Source organism: Hymenobacter persicinus (assembly GCF_004167665.1).
GTDB lineage: Bacteria > Bacteroidota > Bacteroidia > Cytophagales > Hymenobacteraceae > Hymenobacter > Hymenobacter persicinus.
In genome coordinates, this window is sequence record NZ_SEWE01000053.1 from 17,191 (window position 1) to 32,197 (window position 15,007).

At 63.5% G+C, this 15,007-nt stretch carries 16 protein-coding genes; 8 read left to right on the forward strand and 8 right to left on the reverse strand.

Annotated features, from left to right (window positions below; genetic code table 11):
• Positions 1 to 12 precede the first annotated feature (12 nt).
• The 3 genes from EWM57_RS18230 (at position 13) to EWM57_RS18240 (ending at position 2,812) form a co-directional block, all read left to right on the forward strand.
• The gene (locus EWM57_RS18230) at positions 13 to 483 is read left to right on the forward strand and encodes a ferritin-like domain-containing protein (RefSeq protein ID WP_129922708.1); all 471 of its coding nucleotides are present in this window, start codon (positions 13 to 15) and stop codon (positions 481 to 483) included.
• Positions 484 to 684: 201 nt separating this feature from the next.
• Entirely contained in the window at positions 685 to 2,169 is a 1,485-nt protein-coding gene (locus EWM57_RS18235; RefSeq protein ID WP_129922710.1) for an exonuclease domain-containing protein, read from the forward strand.
• A gap of 217 nt (positions 2,170 to 2,386) precedes the next feature.
• On the forward strand, positions 2,387 to 2,812 hold the full coding sequence (locus tag EWM57_RS18240; RefSeq protein WP_129922712.1) for a hypothetical protein: 426 nt from the start codon (positions 2,387 to 2,389) through the stop codon (positions 2,810 to 2,812).
• Positions 2,813 to 2,828: 16 nt separating this feature from the next.
• On the opposite strand, the gene EWM57_RS18245 is transcribed toward EWM57_RS18240, so the two are convergent.
• Together EWM57_RS18245 and EWM57_RS18250 are read right to left on the reverse strand one after the other, a co-directional pair.
• Positions 2,829 to 3,248, reverse strand: coding sequence for a hypothetical protein (locus tag EWM57_RS18245; RefSeq protein WP_129922714.1), 420 nt, complete (start codon positions 3,246 to 3,248; stop codon positions 2,829 to 2,831).
• Between the two features lie 87 nt (positions 3,249 to 3,335).
• Positions 3,336 to 4,949 carry a hypothetical protein gene (locus EWM57_RS18250; protein ID WP_165370568.1) on the reverse strand — a complete coding sequence of 538 codons (1,614 nt, stop codon included), beginning with the start codon at positions 4,947 to 4,949 and terminating at the stop codon, positions 3,336 to 3,338.
• 163 nt (positions 4,950 to 5,112) lie between these two features.
• On the opposite strand from EWM57_RS18250, the gene EWM57_RS18255 reads away from it, so the two are divergent.
• Positions 5,113 to 6,705 (forward strand): hypothetical protein, encoded by a 1,593-nt coding sequence (locus EWM57_RS18255; RefSeq protein ID WP_129922718.1) that lies wholly within the window; start codon positions 5,113 to 5,115, stop codon positions 6,703 to 6,705.
• 4 nt (positions 6,706 to 6,709) lie between these two features.
• On the opposite strand, the gene EWM57_RS18260 is transcribed toward EWM57_RS18255, so the two are convergent.
• From EWM57_RS18260 to EWM57_RS18270, 3 genes are all read right to left on the reverse strand, one after another.
• On the reverse strand, positions 6,710 to 7,072 hold the full coding sequence (locus EWM57_RS18260; protein WP_129922720.1) for a DUF4260 domain-containing protein: 363 nt from the start codon (positions 7,070 to 7,072) through the stop codon (positions 6,710 to 6,712).
• A gap of 81 nt (positions 7,073 to 7,153) precedes the next feature.
• A complete protein-coding gene (locus EWM57_RS18265) occupies positions 7,154 to 7,729 on the reverse strand; it encodes a Crp/Fnr family transcriptional regulator (RefSeq protein ID WP_129922722.1) in 576 nt (191 codons plus the stop codon).
• 54 nt (positions 7,730 to 7,783) lie between these two features.
• On the reverse strand, positions 7,784 to 8,896 hold the full coding sequence (locus EWM57_RS18270; RefSeq protein ID WP_129922724.1) for a DNA topoisomerase IB: 1,113 nt from the start codon (positions 8,894 to 8,896) through the stop codon (positions 7,784 to 7,786).
• 324 nt (positions 8,897 to 9,220) lie between these two features.
• Here EWM57_RS18270 and EWM57_RS18275 point away from each other — a divergent pair, with 324 nt between their 5' ends.
• Positions 9,221 to 10,042: a M48 family metalloprotease gene (locus EWM57_RS18275; RefSeq protein WP_129922726.1), complete on the forward strand. Its 822-nt coding sequence runs from the start codon at positions 9,221 to 9,223 to the stop codon at positions 10,040 to 10,042.
• 165 nt (positions 10,043 to 10,207) lie between these two features.
• Positions 10,208 to 11,350, forward strand: a complete 1,143-nt coding sequence (locus EWM57_RS18280) for an App1 family protein (RefSeq protein WP_129922728.1) — start codon at positions 10,208 to 10,210, stop codon at positions 11,348 to 11,350.
• An 83-nt stretch (positions 11,351 to 11,433) separates the two neighbouring features.
• On the opposite strand, the gene EWM57_RS18285 is transcribed toward EWM57_RS18280, so the two are convergent.
• Both EWM57_RS18285 and mtgA read right to left on the reverse strand, forming a co-directional pair.
• Positions 11,434 to 11,871: a YybH family protein gene (locus EWM57_RS18285; protein WP_129922730.1), complete on the reverse strand. Its 438-nt coding sequence runs from the start codon at positions 11,869 to 11,871 to the stop codon at positions 11,434 to 11,436.
• An 11-nt stretch (positions 11,872 to 11,882) separates the two neighbouring features.
• Positions 11,883 to 12,623: a monofunctional biosynthetic peptidoglycan transglycosylase gene (mtgA, locus tag EWM57_RS18290; RefSeq protein ID WP_129922732.1), complete on the reverse strand. Its 741-nt coding sequence runs from the start codon at positions 12,621 to 12,623 to the stop codon at positions 11,883 to 11,885.
• Positions 12,624 to 12,759: 136 nt separating this feature from the next.
• On the opposite strand from mtgA, the gene EWM57_RS18295 reads away from it, so the two are divergent.
• Both EWM57_RS18295 and EWM57_RS18300 read left to right on the forward strand, forming a co-directional pair.
• Positions 12,760 to 13,395: an LON peptidase substrate-binding domain-containing protein gene (locus EWM57_RS18295; protein ID WP_129922733.1), complete on the forward strand. Its 636-nt coding sequence runs from the start codon at positions 12,760 to 12,762 to the stop codon at positions 13,393 to 13,395.
• A gap of 98 nt (positions 13,396 to 13,493) precedes the next feature.
• On the forward strand, positions 13,494 to 14,771 hold the full coding sequence (locus tag EWM57_RS18300) for a metallophosphoesterase (protein WP_242510137.1): 1,278 nt from the start codon (positions 13,494 to 13,496) through the stop codon (positions 14,769 to 14,771).
• Here the strand turns inward: EWM57_RS18300 and EWM57_RS21240 are convergent.
• On the reverse strand, positions 14,722 to 15,007 hold a 286-nt coding region (locus tag EWM57_RS21240), incomplete at its 5' end, for a diacylglycerol/lipid kinase family protein (RefSeq protein WP_394345431.1). The genes EWM57_RS18300 and EWM57_RS21240 overlap by 50 nt on opposite strands.

Sequence of the window (15,007 nt, forward strand, 5' to 3'; positions counted from 1 at the left end):
CCCTTCTGCACCATGGCTCTGATTACCGGTGAAACTGCCCGCATCTACAACGACCTGGTCGTTATTAATAAGGCGGCCATCAAAGGCTACCTGGAGGCGGCCGAGGCCGTCGACAACCCCGACCTGAAGGCCGAGCTGCGGCGCTACAGCGAGCAGCGCACTCAGTTTGCGGTGGAGCTGGAGGAGCAGGCCATCCGATTTGGCGTGGAGCCGCCCAGCGAGGAAAGTACTGTGGAAGGCGCCGTAACGGACGCCGTGGCCGCCTTTCACCGCAGCTGGATCAACCTGAAGTCGGCCCTGGTGGACCCCGACGACCGGGCCATCCTGGGCGAGTGCGAAACCGGTGACGCGGCGGCCCTGGCCAGCTACGACCTGGCCCTGGAATCGGAGGAGCTCGTGGACGAGGCCCGGGAGCTGCTACGGCGCCAGCAGGGCGAAATCCAGCTCATCAAAAACCGTTTTGCCGCCCGGCGCACGATGTGAGAGGCGGAGTGGTGAACTAGTGAAATGGTGAGTTGGTGAGTTTGACATTTTGGAGGCGCGAAATGCGCTGTCAGGGCCAGGCCCGCCAGAACGGCAACTTACCATTGCACCAGCTCACCACTTCACCATTTCACAACTTTCCAGGGGTGTATCTTTGTTACTACCTATCTTAATATTCCCCGACCCGTTTCCGACCCGCCTTTGTACGCCATCATTGACCTTGAAACTACCGGCGGACAGCCCACCCAGGACCGCATCACGGAAGTTGCCATCTTTATTCACGACGGCGAGAAAGTCGTGGACCAGTTTGATACGCTGCTCAATCCGGGCCGCCCGATTCCGACGTTTATCAGCCAGCTCACGGGCATCACCAACGACATGGTGCGCGACGCGCCCAAGTTTCACGAGGTGGCCCGCAAAATTGTGGAAATGACCGAGGGCTGCGTGTTCGTGGCCCACAACGTGCGGTTCGACTACTCTTTTCTGAAAAAGGAGTTTGCCGACTTAGGCTACAACTACTCGCGCAAAACCCTGTGCACGGTGCGCCTGAGCCGGTCCCTGATTCCGGGCCAGCCGAGCTACAGCCTCGGCAAGCTCTGCCAGAACATCGGCATTCCGCTCGAAGGCCGGCACCGGGCCGCCGGCGACGCCGCCGCCACGGCCATCCTGTTCGACCGGCTGCTCAAAATCACCCAGCAGGAAGAGGCGCTGACCAACCCCGCCGTTTCCGCCGCCGACACGCTGGCGGCCGTGGATGCGGTGGCCCCCGCCGGGCGCCGCCCCGCCGCGGCCAAGCAGCCCAGCCCCAAACGGGTGGCAGCCGTGCAACAGGCCATCAAAACGGCCCTGCTCCCACCCAACATCACCCCCGAAAAAGTGGCTTCCCTGCCCCAGGAAGCCGGGGTGTATTACTTTCACAACGAGGCCGGCGAGGTTATCTACGTCGGCAAGAGCATCAACATCTACAAGCGGATTCAGCAGCACTTCGCCGTCGACTATAAGTCGCGCAAGAGCCTGGAGTTCAAGAACTCGATTTCGGATATCACCTGGGAGCTGACCGGCTCGGAGCTGGTGGCCCTGCTCTACGAGTCGCACGAAATCAAGCGCATGAAGCCGCTCTACAACCGGGCTCAGCGCCGGTCGGTGTTTCCGGCCGGCATTTTCCTGCGCACCGACGAAAACGGCTACAAGCGCCTCTACTACGGCAAGGCCGACGACCACGCCGAGTCTCACCCGCTGATTGCGCTGGGCAATCAGTTCAAGGCCAAGGGCTTTCTGTTTCACAAGGTGTCCAAGTTCAACCTCTGCCAGAAGCTCTGCGACCTGTACAAAACCCAGGGCTCCTGCTTCGACTACCAGGTGCACCGCTGCAAGGGCGCCTGCCTGGGCCTGGAGCCCGCCGAGGAATACAACAAGCGCGTGGAGGAAGCCATTGAGAGCTTCACCTACGAGCACGGCTCCTTCGTCATCATCGGGCAGGGCCGGCGCGCCGACGAGAAAACAGTGGTCGTGGTTGAAAATGGGCGCTACCTGGGTTTTGGCTACGTCGATGAGACCTTCTCGGCCCGCCGGTTCAAGGACTTTGTCGAGGTCATTACCCGCTACAACGACAACAAGGACGTGCAGCAGATTATCCGCGGCTACCTGCGCACCAAGCACAAAGACAAAGTGAAGGTGTTTAAATAGTGCCCGGCCACTCCCGGTGCCGCCCCGGTCAGCCCGGCTGACCGGGGCGTTTTCTTGCCGCTCAATGAGGAGAGCGAAACAATTGGCACAACAAAAAAAGCATTAACACCGGCTGGGCAGTAGCGAAGCTGCGCAATAAGCCGTATACTAGGGTCCGCCCTACCTATCCTATTGCAGTTGGTTTTTCTTCTTATGACGCTCTACCCTGCTGCCACCCATGGCCCACTTACTGTATCCGACCAACGCCTCGCTGTATTTTCACAACGAGCTGGCTAGCGTACTTGAACACGCCGACGGCTACGCCCGCATCGACTGGAACCCGGTACCCATTCAAAGCAGCGTGCTGCGCACCATCTACGAGCAAGTATTGCAGTTGCTGCGGGTCAGCGGCTTCACCAAGATTCTATCCGACCACCAGCTGATGCCCCCGCTACAGCCCGCCGACCAGGCCTGGCTAAGCGAAAATTGGGTGCCCCGCGCCATTGCCGAGGCCGGTTACCGGCACGGGGCCGTCGTGGAGGCCCACGACCTAGCCAGCCGCACCAGCATTGTGCAGGTGGTGCAGCAGCTGGGCGGAATGCCGCTGACGGTGCGCTACTTCGAAGACGACCGGCGGGCGGCCGAGTGGCTGCGCTGCGCCTGAGCTCGTACGCACACGACTAAGCTACGGGCGTCTGCTGCCCGCGCAGCCAGTCTTCGGCCGACGCCACGTCGTCGAAGAGCTGGAGCTGGAGGCCGGCCACGAAGAAAAACGGAGTAAGTGTGGCTTCATCCAGCAATTCCCGGGGCTGGGTTACGTGGGCAATGTAACGCAGGCCCAGTTCCTGCACCCGCGGCGCCCACACCGTGCGCAGCCACTCTACGGAATCAAACCAGGGCCCTTGCAGGCGGCTGTTGTCGTTGAGCAGGTACGCGCAGCGCAGCTCCTGCTGGGACTGCAAAAACATGCGGGCCCCGTTGTAAGCCTCCTGCGGATCGACGTAACCCAGCCAATTGGCCCGGAGCCAGTTGTTGTTCTCATCGAAGAGCAGCTCGCAGGAGCTGCCGTCCCGTAGGTCCGTGTGTTTGGCGAGTCGCATAAAGAGGCTAACGCGCCGGCCCCGCACTAGGGTTGTCACCGCTGAGCTTAGAATCCAATTAAAGTAGCCCAGCTACCGGCCCCAGCCTTAGAACAGCCGGTGCCGCAGCAGCCAGCCAGCGGCGTCAAATTCGGTGGCCGCAGGCACATACCCCTCGGTTTTGATAGGCTTGGCCACGTTGATGGTGTTGCCGTCGCCGCTGTCATACACCATCACGTTGGTGGGCTGCTTAGACGGGGAAGCCGGGGTTTTCCAGGTGACGGAATCCTGCCCCGCCCCGTCGTAGATGCCGACGGCAAACCGGTGGTCGGGCAGGCCGCGGAGGTCGAACACGTCGTTGCCACCAAGACCGAACAGCTTGATGGAGCGGGTGTCGGGGTAGGTGAAGGTGCGCTGGTTGAGCAGGCTGTCGGGACGGCCGGCGCGCAGGCTCAGCACCTGCACCCGCAGTTGGCCCGGCCCCATGGGTTCGAGCACAAACCGCTCCGCCTCGTCGGTCCCGGGAATTTCCACTTCCCGGGCCAAGAGCTCATAGAACTTGGCCGCCACGGCGGGCAGCTGGTCACGGCGGCTGCGCAGATTGTGGTTGAACTCGGCCCCGGCCAGGGCATACACCTCCGGCGGCCACACGACCAGGGCCTGCTCTATCACCTGATCCGACAAGCTCAAGCGCATGGAGTCGGCTACCTGGCGGAAGTCGGCGGCCGTCAGGTACACAAGCAGGGACTTGTCGAGCGGGCGGGCGGCCCGGTTCAGGCCTTCCACGTCGCTGAGGCGAATGGTGGCGTGGAAGCTCTGGTAGTTGGACTTCACCCAGCTGATAATATGGGTCAGCAGCCCGTCGTCGAACTTGAAAAAGGCGTGGTCCCGGTCGCGGGGAATGGCGCGGTAGACGGTAGCGCCCCCCCGGCCCGGAAAGCTGGCCCAGCGCCATTGGTCTTCCCGGCGACTCCAGTCGCCAACCCACATATCAAACAGACGGGCCCGCAAATACTGCCGGGCATCGACGCGGCCCCGGGCGGTTGTCACCAAGTTGGTGAACACCTTGCGGGAGCTTTCCACCCGGGCCGAGCGGCCGAAGCTGCGCACGGTGCTCTGGTCGCCCTCGGGCCGCTCCTCCAGTAAATACAACGCGTTGGCGTAGCTCTGCCGAAACGGGCCCAGGGCCGGGTCGTCGGCCACGTACACCAGCCGCGGGGTGGTGTGGTAGACGCCGGCCGCCTCGGCCAGCCGGGGTACGATGTAGGCCCCGTAGGGATTGATGACGCTGGTCTGGTCCTTCATGAGCTTGCCCACGGGTCCTTCGCGCAGGCCCTCGGGCAGGGCTTTAGTGGCGTCCTTGTCCACGGAGCGCAGCACGTATTCCACCCCCTGCTTATCAACGAGGCGTAGGTTTTTGGTCTGGAAGCTGCCCCCGGCCACGGTGGGCGTCAGGCCGCCGGGTACGGCTGTGCGCAGGTTGAGCACCCGGGCCCGCACGGGCACGGCCCAGAGCTTGCGGTAATGTTTGCCCCAAAAAAACTGGTGCACCGCCCCGCGCATGTACTGGGGTCCGGCCGCTACTTGCACGGTGGAGTCGGGGCCAATGGCGGGTAGCGCGAGCCGGGGCGCGGCCGGGGCCGAGCAGGAAACCAGCAACAGACAACCAGCTAGCAGATTAGCCGCAACGACGGGAGGCAACGAAAGTGAAGAGGAAGGCACGGCGGCGGAAAAAAGGCGGCGGAAGACGGCCGGCGGCAGCGCCGACGTTGCCTTATAGCGCAAACCCGCGCCCAGCGGTTGTGCTTGGCCTCCGCCCCGCCCTACTGTCCACTTTTCCTCGCCACCTGCGTTGAAGGATGCAAGACGCGCTTTTCCGCCCCCGATGACCCTTCGTGTACCCCTCATTCTGCTGCTGCTGGGCAGCTGCGGCTGCGCCCGGCAGCATTATTTTCAGTCTGATGCCCGCCTGCCCGCCCCGGCCGGCCAGGAGCCCGCGGCCGACAGCGCCCGGGTGACGGTAGGCCGGCATTACCAACGCGGGGGCGTGCACAATCTGTTTTTCGGGCCCCACTACCGGCGGGTCTGGGCCACCCCGGTGACGCTGCCGGTGCTGAACTTGAGCACCGTGGTGCCGGGCGGACTGAAACCGGGTAAGATGGGCGGGGGCTTCCAGAGCACCAGCATGACCGTACTAGGCGCCGACGGCCACACGTACGCCCTGCGCACCCTCGACAAAGACCCTTATAAGACCCTGCCCAAGGTGATGCAGAAGACGTTTCTGCTCAACATCGTGCGCGACGCCACCAGCGCCGCCAACCCATTCGCGGCCTTTACCGTGCCCTCCCTGGCGGAGGCCGCCGGCGTCTTTCACACCACCCCCCGCCCCTACTACGTGCGCCTCGACGAGCAGGGCCTGGGCGCCTCCTCGGCCTCATTTCAGGGCAAGGTGGTGATGCTGGAGGAAAAGTTTGATGGCAAAGCCAACCTGACGCCCGCCTTTGGCAAAGCCCAGGATCTGCAGGACAGCGACCAGATCCTGCGCGCCCGCTACGCCCAGCCCAGCCACCAGATCGACCAGCTCGCTTTTGCCCGCGCCCGCCTGCTCGACCTCTGGCTCGGCGACTGGGACCGGCACGAGGGGCAGTGGCAATGGGCAGTATACGAAAAAGCGGGGCGCACCCTCTACCACCCCATTCCCAAGGACCGGGACCAGGTATTCTACCGCTTCGACGACGGGCTGATTCCGTGGTTGGCCAGCCGACGGTGGGCCGTGCGCAAGTTCCGCACCTTTAAGCCCCGCTACGAGGATATCGGAGGACTGGTCAAGAATGCCCGCTTTATTGATGAGCGAGCCCTGCCCGAGGTGACGGCTGCCCAGTTTCAGCAGCTGGCCCTCGACTTGCAGCAGCGCCTGACTGACGACGTGATTCAGCGGGCCATTCGCCGGCTGCCCGCGCCGGTGTATGCCCAGGAAGGCCCGCGCACCGTGGCTGCCCTGCAGGCCCGCCGGGCGGCGCTGCCCGCGGCGGCCCGCACGTTTTACCAACAGCTGGCCAGCCGGGTCACGGTGGCGGGCACCGACGAAGCCGAGCACTTCGTGGTCCAGCGCCTCACCGATTCGACTACGCTGGTGAGCGTGTATCACCTGCCGGGCAAGGACGAGAAGCCCCGGGCTGACTCCCTGCTCTACCAGCGCCTGTTTCGCACGGCCGAAACCCGGCGCATCACCCTGCACGGCCTCGACGGCGAAGATGTGTTCGACATCCGCGGGGAAGTGGGCCGGGGCATCCGAATCGACATTTTCGGCGGCCCCGATGAGGACAAGGTCCTCGACTCGTCGTTGGTGCGGCACGGGGGCAAGAAAGCCGTGTACTTCGACACCAAGCGCGGCAACATATTCGCCGACAGCCCCGACCTGCGCGACAAAACTGAAAAGGGTGTGCGCATGCACGCCTACGACCGGGAAGGATATTAGCCGGCTAAGCCAATTCGGGTTGGCCAATGGCGCCCAGGTGAGTGAACTTGAATCCCGTGGCATACTTGAGCCCGTAGCCCATAGTCCGGTCGAAGGCGGCGTGGGCAAAGAGCATGGTGCCCGCCAGCTGCAGGGCGGGCACAGCCAGCACCAGGCCCAGCAGCCCCACGGCCAGAGCCAGCGCTTTGTGGTGGCCCAGGTTGTAGCTGGCAGCCCCCAGGCGAGGCCCAGCCAAGTAGCCCAGCATGCTCAGGTCCGGCAAAAACAGGGTGGCCGGAAACACCCACCAAGCGTAGGGAAGGTGGGCAAAAACGTAACCGGCGGCCAGCAGTTGGGCCAGTTCTTCGAATTTGAGGAGATTTTTCATGACGCCGTGAAGCTTGGGTGAGAATATGCTTCAAAGGTCGGCGCCCGACCGGGCCGGAATCGTTAACAAACGCTAAGAAGTTCAGCTGCTCTCAGTCGCCATCCGGGCCCGGATGCGGCTCAGCGACACGGGCGTGATGCCCAGGTAAGACGCCACATAGCGCTGCGGAATCCGGGCCATAATCTTGGTTTTGGTACTGGCCAGCAGAGTTTGGTAGCGTTGCTCGGGGCTGAGCAGCAGCAGCTCCGTCATTCGCTCGTCGGTGCCCAGCAGGTGGTACTCGGCCAGCAGACGCCCAAACCGCTCGTAGACGGGAAACTCGTCGTAGAGCTGCCGCAGCCGGGCGTACGGGAATACCAGCAGCTCGGTGGGCTCAAGGGCCAGGCGGCTGGGCTGCCCACTCAGGCAACTGCTGTAGGAAGCCATCAGGTGATTTTCGAAGAAGAAATACGTGGTTATTTCCTCGCCATCGGGGCGCACGTAGTAGAGCCGGCAGGCCCCCGACACGACCAGGGCAATGTCGGAGGCTGGTTCGCCAATCCGCGCAAAGTGGGCCTTGCGGGCTAATTTTCGGGGTTGCAGGGACGTTTCCAGCGCGGCCCACTCCGCATCGGTCAGGGGCACGAAGCGCTGGATATAAGTGCGTAAAGGATGCATGGCAGGCAGCGTGGCGAAGAACTTTCCCCGCAAAAAGCAAAAAACTGCCGGAACCTACACTTCCGCCAGCATGTCGAGCACCATGTGCTCGGTGGGCGTCAGCACGTCTTTTTCGGTGGGGTCCACGTCGTGCTTGCGCAGGTAGTCGATGAGCTTGCCGGACTCAAACAGCTCGACAACCTGGGGGTGAATGTAATACTTGGAGCATACCGTGGGCGTGTTGCCCAGGCCCGCGGCCACGTCTTTGACAGCCTTTTTGAGCACCTTGGCTTTGGGAAGCTCGGGCTCCTCGCGCAGAATGGCCTCGAGGCAGTCTACCATCTTCACCGTGCCGCCCCAAGTGCGAAAGTCCTTGGCCGAGAGGCTTAGCCCGGTCGTCTCGTGCAAGTAGCTGTTCACGTCGCCGGACTCCAGCTCGGCCCGGTGTCCGTCGGGGGCGTAGTACTGAAACAGGTGCTGGCCGGGAATTTCCTTGCACTTCTGCACCATGCGGGCCAGTTTCCGGTCGTGCAGGGTCACATCGTGGGGTACACCTTTCTTGCCCACGAAAGTGAAGCGCACTTCGTCGCCGGCCACCTGCACGTGCCGGTCGCGCAGGGTGGTCAGACCGTAGCTCTTGTTTTTCTTGGCATATTCCTTATTGCCGACCCGAATAAAGGACTGGTCCATGAGCGTAAGCACCAGGGCCACCACCTTCGCCTTGTCGAGCTGGGGGCGCTTGAGGTCTTTTTGCATCTGCTGGCGCAACTCGGGCAGCTTCTCGCCGAAGGCCCGCAGGCGGCTGAACTTGGTCAGGCTCCGGGTCTGGTCCCAGGTGGGATGATAGATGTACTGCTTGCGGCCTTTCGCGTCGCGGCCCGTCACCTGCAGGTGGGCATTGGCCGTGGGCGAAATCCAGACGTCGGTCCAGGCCGGCGGAATCACGAAGCCGCTGATGCGGGCCAGGGTTTTCTCGTCCGTCACCCGGTGGCCCTTGGCATCAAGAAAGGCGAAGCTACCGTCGGGACCGGCCTGCCGGGTCAGACCGGGCTTGGTGTCGGTGACGTAGCGCAGCCCGGCCAGCTCGGCCTGGCGGGCGGGGTCCTTGTAGAGTTCGTGGGCTTCTTCCAGGGGCGGAAGCTTTTTCTTTTTGATTTTCAGCCGCGGCTGAGCAGTAGTGGTGGGCATGGGGAAGAACAAAGCGCGGCAGCCGGAGTTGGGCCACGAGCCTTTCTGTACGCAAAAGCGGCCCAAACGGCGAAGCGCGCCCCGGAACTGCCGGCTCAGGAACGGTCGTGGTCGGGAAAAGCGGGGCGCTGGTCGGCACAATGCGGCCAGCGGCCGACCCGCCGCGGCTAGGCGGTCCTAGCCGCGGTTGGTGGCCCAATTTTGGCCTGGCAGTAACAGTCGCGGCGCCGGGCCCGTATCGGGGCCGGAGACTTTTGGCACCGTTTTTTCATTGCCGCTTGCCCCGTACCACCCTTTCTTTTCCCTTTTTCTTTCCACCTACCTATGCGTCAGCTACTCTTCAAATCCTTGCTTTTCCTTTCCCTGGCCGCAGGCTCGGCCGCCATGACCGCCTGCTCCAGCGGCGACGGTGACGGCGTCCTGCTGTTTTCGGTACAGGACGATATTGCCCTCGGCGACAAGGTGGCCGCCCAGACCGACTCCACTTACCGGGCCAAGGGCCAGCTGCTCGACCCCAAGGATTCGCGCAACAACCAGGCGTATGCCTACCTGGGCAACGTGGTCAACAAAGTGCTCAACAACTCCTCGGGCCAGCTCCAGCACCGCAACGACTTCGTCTGGGACGTGAAAATCATCAAGGACGACGCCACGCTGAACGCCTTTGCCTCGCCCGGCGGCCACATTTACGTGTACTCGGGCCTGATCAAGTTTCTGGACCACGAAGACCAGCTGGCCGGCGTACTGGCCCACGAAATTGCGCACGCTGACCGTCGCCACACCTCCCGCCAGCTCCAGCAGCAGTATGGCATCAGCCTGCTGCTGAGCCTACTGGGCGGCGACAACCCCAACCAGCTGGCCCAGATTGCCGCCGGCTTGGGGCAGCTCAAGTTCAGCCGCGACTTTGAAAGCGAGGCCGATATGTACTCGGTCGTTTACCTCAGCGGCACGGATTACGCCTGCGACGGCGCAGCGGGCTTCTTTATCAAGTCGCAGAGCCTGGGCGAGGCCAGCCAGCCCGTGTTCCTGAGCACTCACCCCAACCCCGACAACCGCATCCAAGCCATCCAGGGCAAGGCCAGCGAGCTTAAATGCCAGGGCAAAACCCAGAACGACACCAACCTGGCCGGGCTGAAAAACCTGCTCTAAACCTGGCTGACTCCCAGCTTCCTACGAAAGGCCCGCGGCTCCGGCAGCGGGCCTTTTTGATGAGTATCGGATTCGGTTTGCGGCGCATTCTTGGCCGTGCGGGCAACAGTTGGCCGGGTCTTGCGCGTAAGCACTGGGGCCAGCTTTGCTTTCTTTACGCCCACTATGAATTCCATTCTCAACAAACTTGGGGATTTGACCGAGCGCGCCGACGACCTGATCCTGCGGGTTCGCAACCGCCTGGGCCTGCTGCAGCCCCTGCAGATTGTAACCTACCGCAGCTACGGCACGCCCACCCGGCTCTACGTCAAGGGCCGCCTGCTCACCGACAAAGGTCTGGGGCAACCCTCGGCCGACGACTCGCGCTGGCACAACCTGGTGGACATGTACCGCCGGTTCGAGAGCAACGAAATTTCCGGGGCCCAGCTGCTGGTATGCCCTTCCGACGGATCCGAGCACTCCATCGTCACGGACGAGGAAGGCTATTTTACCCTGAACCTGGAGCCTGCCTCGCTGCCCGCGCCCGTCGACTTTCTCTGGTACCCGGTGGAAGTGCGGCTGCAGCAGGTGCCCGCGCCCCTACCCACGCCGGTCGGGCTCAAGGCCACGGCGCCCGTGCTCATTCCGCCCGCCGACGCCGAGTACGGCATTATCAGCGACCTGGACGACACCGTGATTCAGACCTCGGCCACCGATTTGCTGCGCATGGCCCGGACGGTGCTGCTGCGCAATGCCCGCTCCCGCCTCCCGTTCAAGGGCGTGGCCGAATTTTACCGGGCCCTGCAGTTGGGCCGCAACGGCAAGCGCAACAACCCGTTTTTCTACGTCAGCTCCTCGCCCTGGAACCTGTACGATTTGCTCGACGACTTCCTGGAGCTCAACCAGATTCCGCCCGGCCCGCTCCTGCTCCGCGACTTTGGCATCGGGGCCCGCAAGTCCAGCTCCCCGTCGAGTCACCACGACCATAAGCTGCGCGAAATTGACAACCTGCTGCTAACCTACCCGCGGCTGCCCTTCGTGCTCATCGGCGATTCGGGGCAGGAAGACGCCAACATCTACCGCGAGGTAGTGCGCCGCCACCCGGGCCGCATCCTGGCTATTTACATCCGCGACGTGCTCCGCCCCGACCGGGCCACGCTAGTGGAAAAAGTATCGGAGGAACTGCGCAACGATAAAGTGGAAATGCTGCTGGTCCAGGACACGGTGCAGGCTGCCGAGCACGCGGCCAAGTCCGGCCTGATCTTCACCGAAGCCAGTCCCGCCGTCGAAAACGAAAAGCACAAAGACGAAACCGCCAGGGAAGACTAGCATCGGCTCCTCCGGTTACTAAAAAGCCCCATTGGAAACATCCGACGGGGCTTTCTGGTGGGCAATACTGCGCTGCTTTACGCTTAACTGGAGTGGTCAGCGACAATCACCCACTGGCCTTTGAGGCGGCGAAAAACCAGCAGGAAGTGACCTTCCAGGTCGCCGGCGGCGGGGCGGCGCAGGTGCCACTTGCCCACGACCTGCGCCACATCGGGGCCCAGGGGCGTGATGCGCAGGTTGGCAAAGTCGAGCTGGCCCATGGCGGCGGCATCGGGGTAGCTGCGCTTGTAGTTGTCGAGCGTGGGCTGCCAGCCGTAAGTCAGGCCCCGCTTGCCGATAAACACGAGTGAGTCGGACTGCCAGTAGCCCTGCATGTAGGCCGCCACGTCGCCGCGGTTCCAGGCGGCGGTCTGCGCCTGCATCACCTGCAGAATGCGCTGGCGCGGGGTCGTAGTCGGTTTCTGGGCTAAGGCCAGGCTCACCAGCAGGCAACCCACCACAGAGGTAAAAAGTCGTTTCATGCGCAGCGGGGTTAGTCTTCCAAGATAGCCTGAATATAGCGCGTGCCGCCCAGCCGCCGCATGTTGCGCATCACCCGCTGCTGCTTGGCGCGGGCCGCGGGCCCGGGGTTGCTGGCCCGAAACCGCAGCGGATTGGGCAACACCCCGGCCAGCAGGGCCGCCTCGGCGGGGGAAAGCCGGTCGGCGGGTTTGTGGAAATACCGTTCCGCGGCGGCTTCCACCCCGAAGATACAGTCCCCCATTTCGGCCACGTTCAGATACATTTCCATAATGCGGCGCTTGCTCCAGAGTAGCTCGATGAGCACCGTAAAGTAGGCTTCGGCGGCCTTGCGCACGTAGCTGCGGCCGTGCCAGAGAAACACGTTTTTGGCCACCTGCTGCGAAATCGTGCTGCCCCCGACGAGCTTCTTGCCGTTCCAGTTCACTTTCACGGCGTGCTGCAGGGCGTTGAAATCGAAGCCGTGGTGCTGCAAAAACAGCTGGTCCTCGGCCGCAATCAGGGCCAGCGGCACGTGCGCCGATACCTCATCCAGGCCCTTGAAATCGTAGCTGATGCGGCGCCCTTCCTCCCGGATACCGTAGTAGCCCTTGCCCACCGGGGCGTGGGCGCGGCGGTCCAGCATCAGCCAGGTGGCCGGCGGCGAAACCCAGCGGTAGACCAGCACCCAGGCCACTGACGTCAGAAAGAGGGCGGCCAGCACCTGCAGCAGGATGCGCGCCGCCGGCCGAGCGTATTTTTTGTAATCCGTCACTGATTTGCTGAAGCTTCGTCGTTGAATTGGGGAGCCCAGGTGGCCCCGGGCGCAAAAGTAGCGTAAATGTGCCCGCGCCGCCGTATTCTTCGGGCCCCGCGCCCGGACTTTTCTCCGTTTTAGCTGTTGTGCCTGTATGTCCCGTCTGCTCGCCTTATTTCCGCTCAACCTAGTCGTATTTCCCGGCGAAAAGCTGAACCTGCACATCTTTGAGCCCCGCTACCGCCAGCTGGTGCGCGACTGTATCGAGTCGGACATCACCTTTGGCATTCCCCCCTACCTCAACGACGGAGTAAGCGTGCTGGGCACCGAAATGAAGCTGCTGAGCGTGGAGAAAAGCTACGACAGCGGGGAGCTGGACATCAAAACCAAAGCCCTGGGCGTGTTCCGCATCCGCGACTTTCACCGGCAGGCCCCGGGCAAGCTCTACGCTGCCGGCCAAATCGAGGATATCCGTGACGACCCGCAGGCCGACGCCGTGCTCAAGGAGCGCATCACCGGCTACGTGCGCCAGCTCTACGACGCGCTGGGGCTGCGCAAACTATTTCTGGACCTGGCCCCCGACTACCGCATCTACGACGTGGCCCACCACCTGGGCTTCACACCCGAGCAGGAATACCAGCTTCTGGAAGCCACCAGTGAGCAGGAGCGCCAGGAAATCGTGGTGGAGCACCTCGAGCACATTCTGCCCATTGTGCTCGAAACCGAGCGGCTCAAGGACCGGGCCCGGCTCAACGGGCACTTCAAAAACCTGACGCCCCCAAATTTCTAGACCCGGCCGGGTGACGCGGCAAGGGTGGCCGAGGCGAGTAGTTAGCAGTATGCCGATGAGTTACGTATAGCCTATACTCCTTCGCTACCCTGCTGCCTGTGCTACCGTCCTCGTTTCTGCTGCTGTTTTACGTTGCCACCGCCATTACGGCCCTGCTGGCGGTGTGGCTGCTGTACCGCTACTACCAGGAGCGGCGCTACCGGCGGCAGCCCCACGTGGCGCCCTCCCAGCGCGGCTGGGAAGCCCGGCAGCCGGCCCCCGACCTGCCCCTGCGCCACCGCGTGGCCCTCGTCGGCGACCTGGGCGCGGTAGCCACCGACGGCACCGACCCGGTGCTGAACCTGCTGCAAAGCTGGATGCAACAGTCCGGGCCCGCCAGCACGGTGGTCGTGCTCGGCGACAACGTGTACCCCACCGGGCTACCCGCCCCCGAGCACCCGGGCCGGGCTACGGCCGTGCGCCGCCTCGATGCCCAGCTCGACGCCCTGCGTGCCTATCCGGGCCGGGTGGTGTTTTTGAGCGGCAACCACGACTGGAACAAAGGCCGGCCCGATGGCTACGCGTATTTGCTGCGCCAAGAAGCCTACGTGCAAGAGCATCTGCCGACGGCCCATTACCTGCCCGCCCAGGGCTGCCCGGGGCCCATAACCGTGCAGCTGGCCGACAACCTGCTGCTGGTCGTGCTCAATACCCAGTGGTGGGTGCAGAACGGCCTCCGCCCCTTGGGAAAAGCCGCCGGCTGCACGGCCATTGATGCCAAGGCCCCTTTTCAGGACCTATACCGGATTCTGGACCAGAACCGCCACCAGCAGATTGTGGTGGCCGGCCACCACCCGCTGTACTCAAATGCCCTGCACGGGGGAAATTTCACGGCCAAGCAGCACGTTTTTCCGCTCACAGCCGTGCATAAGATGGCCTACGTGCCCCTGCCGGTGCTGGGCTCCTTCTTCCCACTCTACCGCAAACTCGTCGGGGCTGAGGAGGACATGGCCCACCCCAAGTACCGCAAGATGCGCCGACGCCTGCTGCGGGTGCTGCACCAGTTTCCCAATGTCATCTACGCGGCGGGCCACGACCACAACCTGCAGTATTTCCATTACCGCCAGGGCCACTACCTGGTGAGCGGGGCGGGCAGCAAAACGGCCTTCGTGCAGCCGGGCGGCAAGGCCACCTTTATTCACGAGCACAAGGGCTTTTTCAGCCTCGACTTCTACCAGAACGGGGAAGTGTGGCTGCGCACCCTTGAACCGGGCGCCGCGGCCGGAGAGCCAGCGCCCGAGGTGTTCCGGGCGCGGCTGCTGCCCGCGGCTACGGCGCCAGCGGTGGTCAGGCAGCCGGCGTGGGCGGGGTCAGCACCCGCAGGCTCCGCGGAATAACCTCGGCCCGAATCGGCGTTGGTAGTTCCAGCGGTTCCCCGTCGACCTGCCCGAGCACTTGCTGCTGGCCCGGCACCTCGATTTCCACCCAGCGGCAGCGCAGGCGCCGGGTGTAGAGCGAGGCGTCGAAGTCGCGGGTGTAGAGCTGGTAGAGGATGCCCAGGGCCGCCGTGCCGGGAAAGGGCTCGATGATGCAGACTTCGAACTCCCCGTCGTCGAGGCGGCTGTCGGGGTTG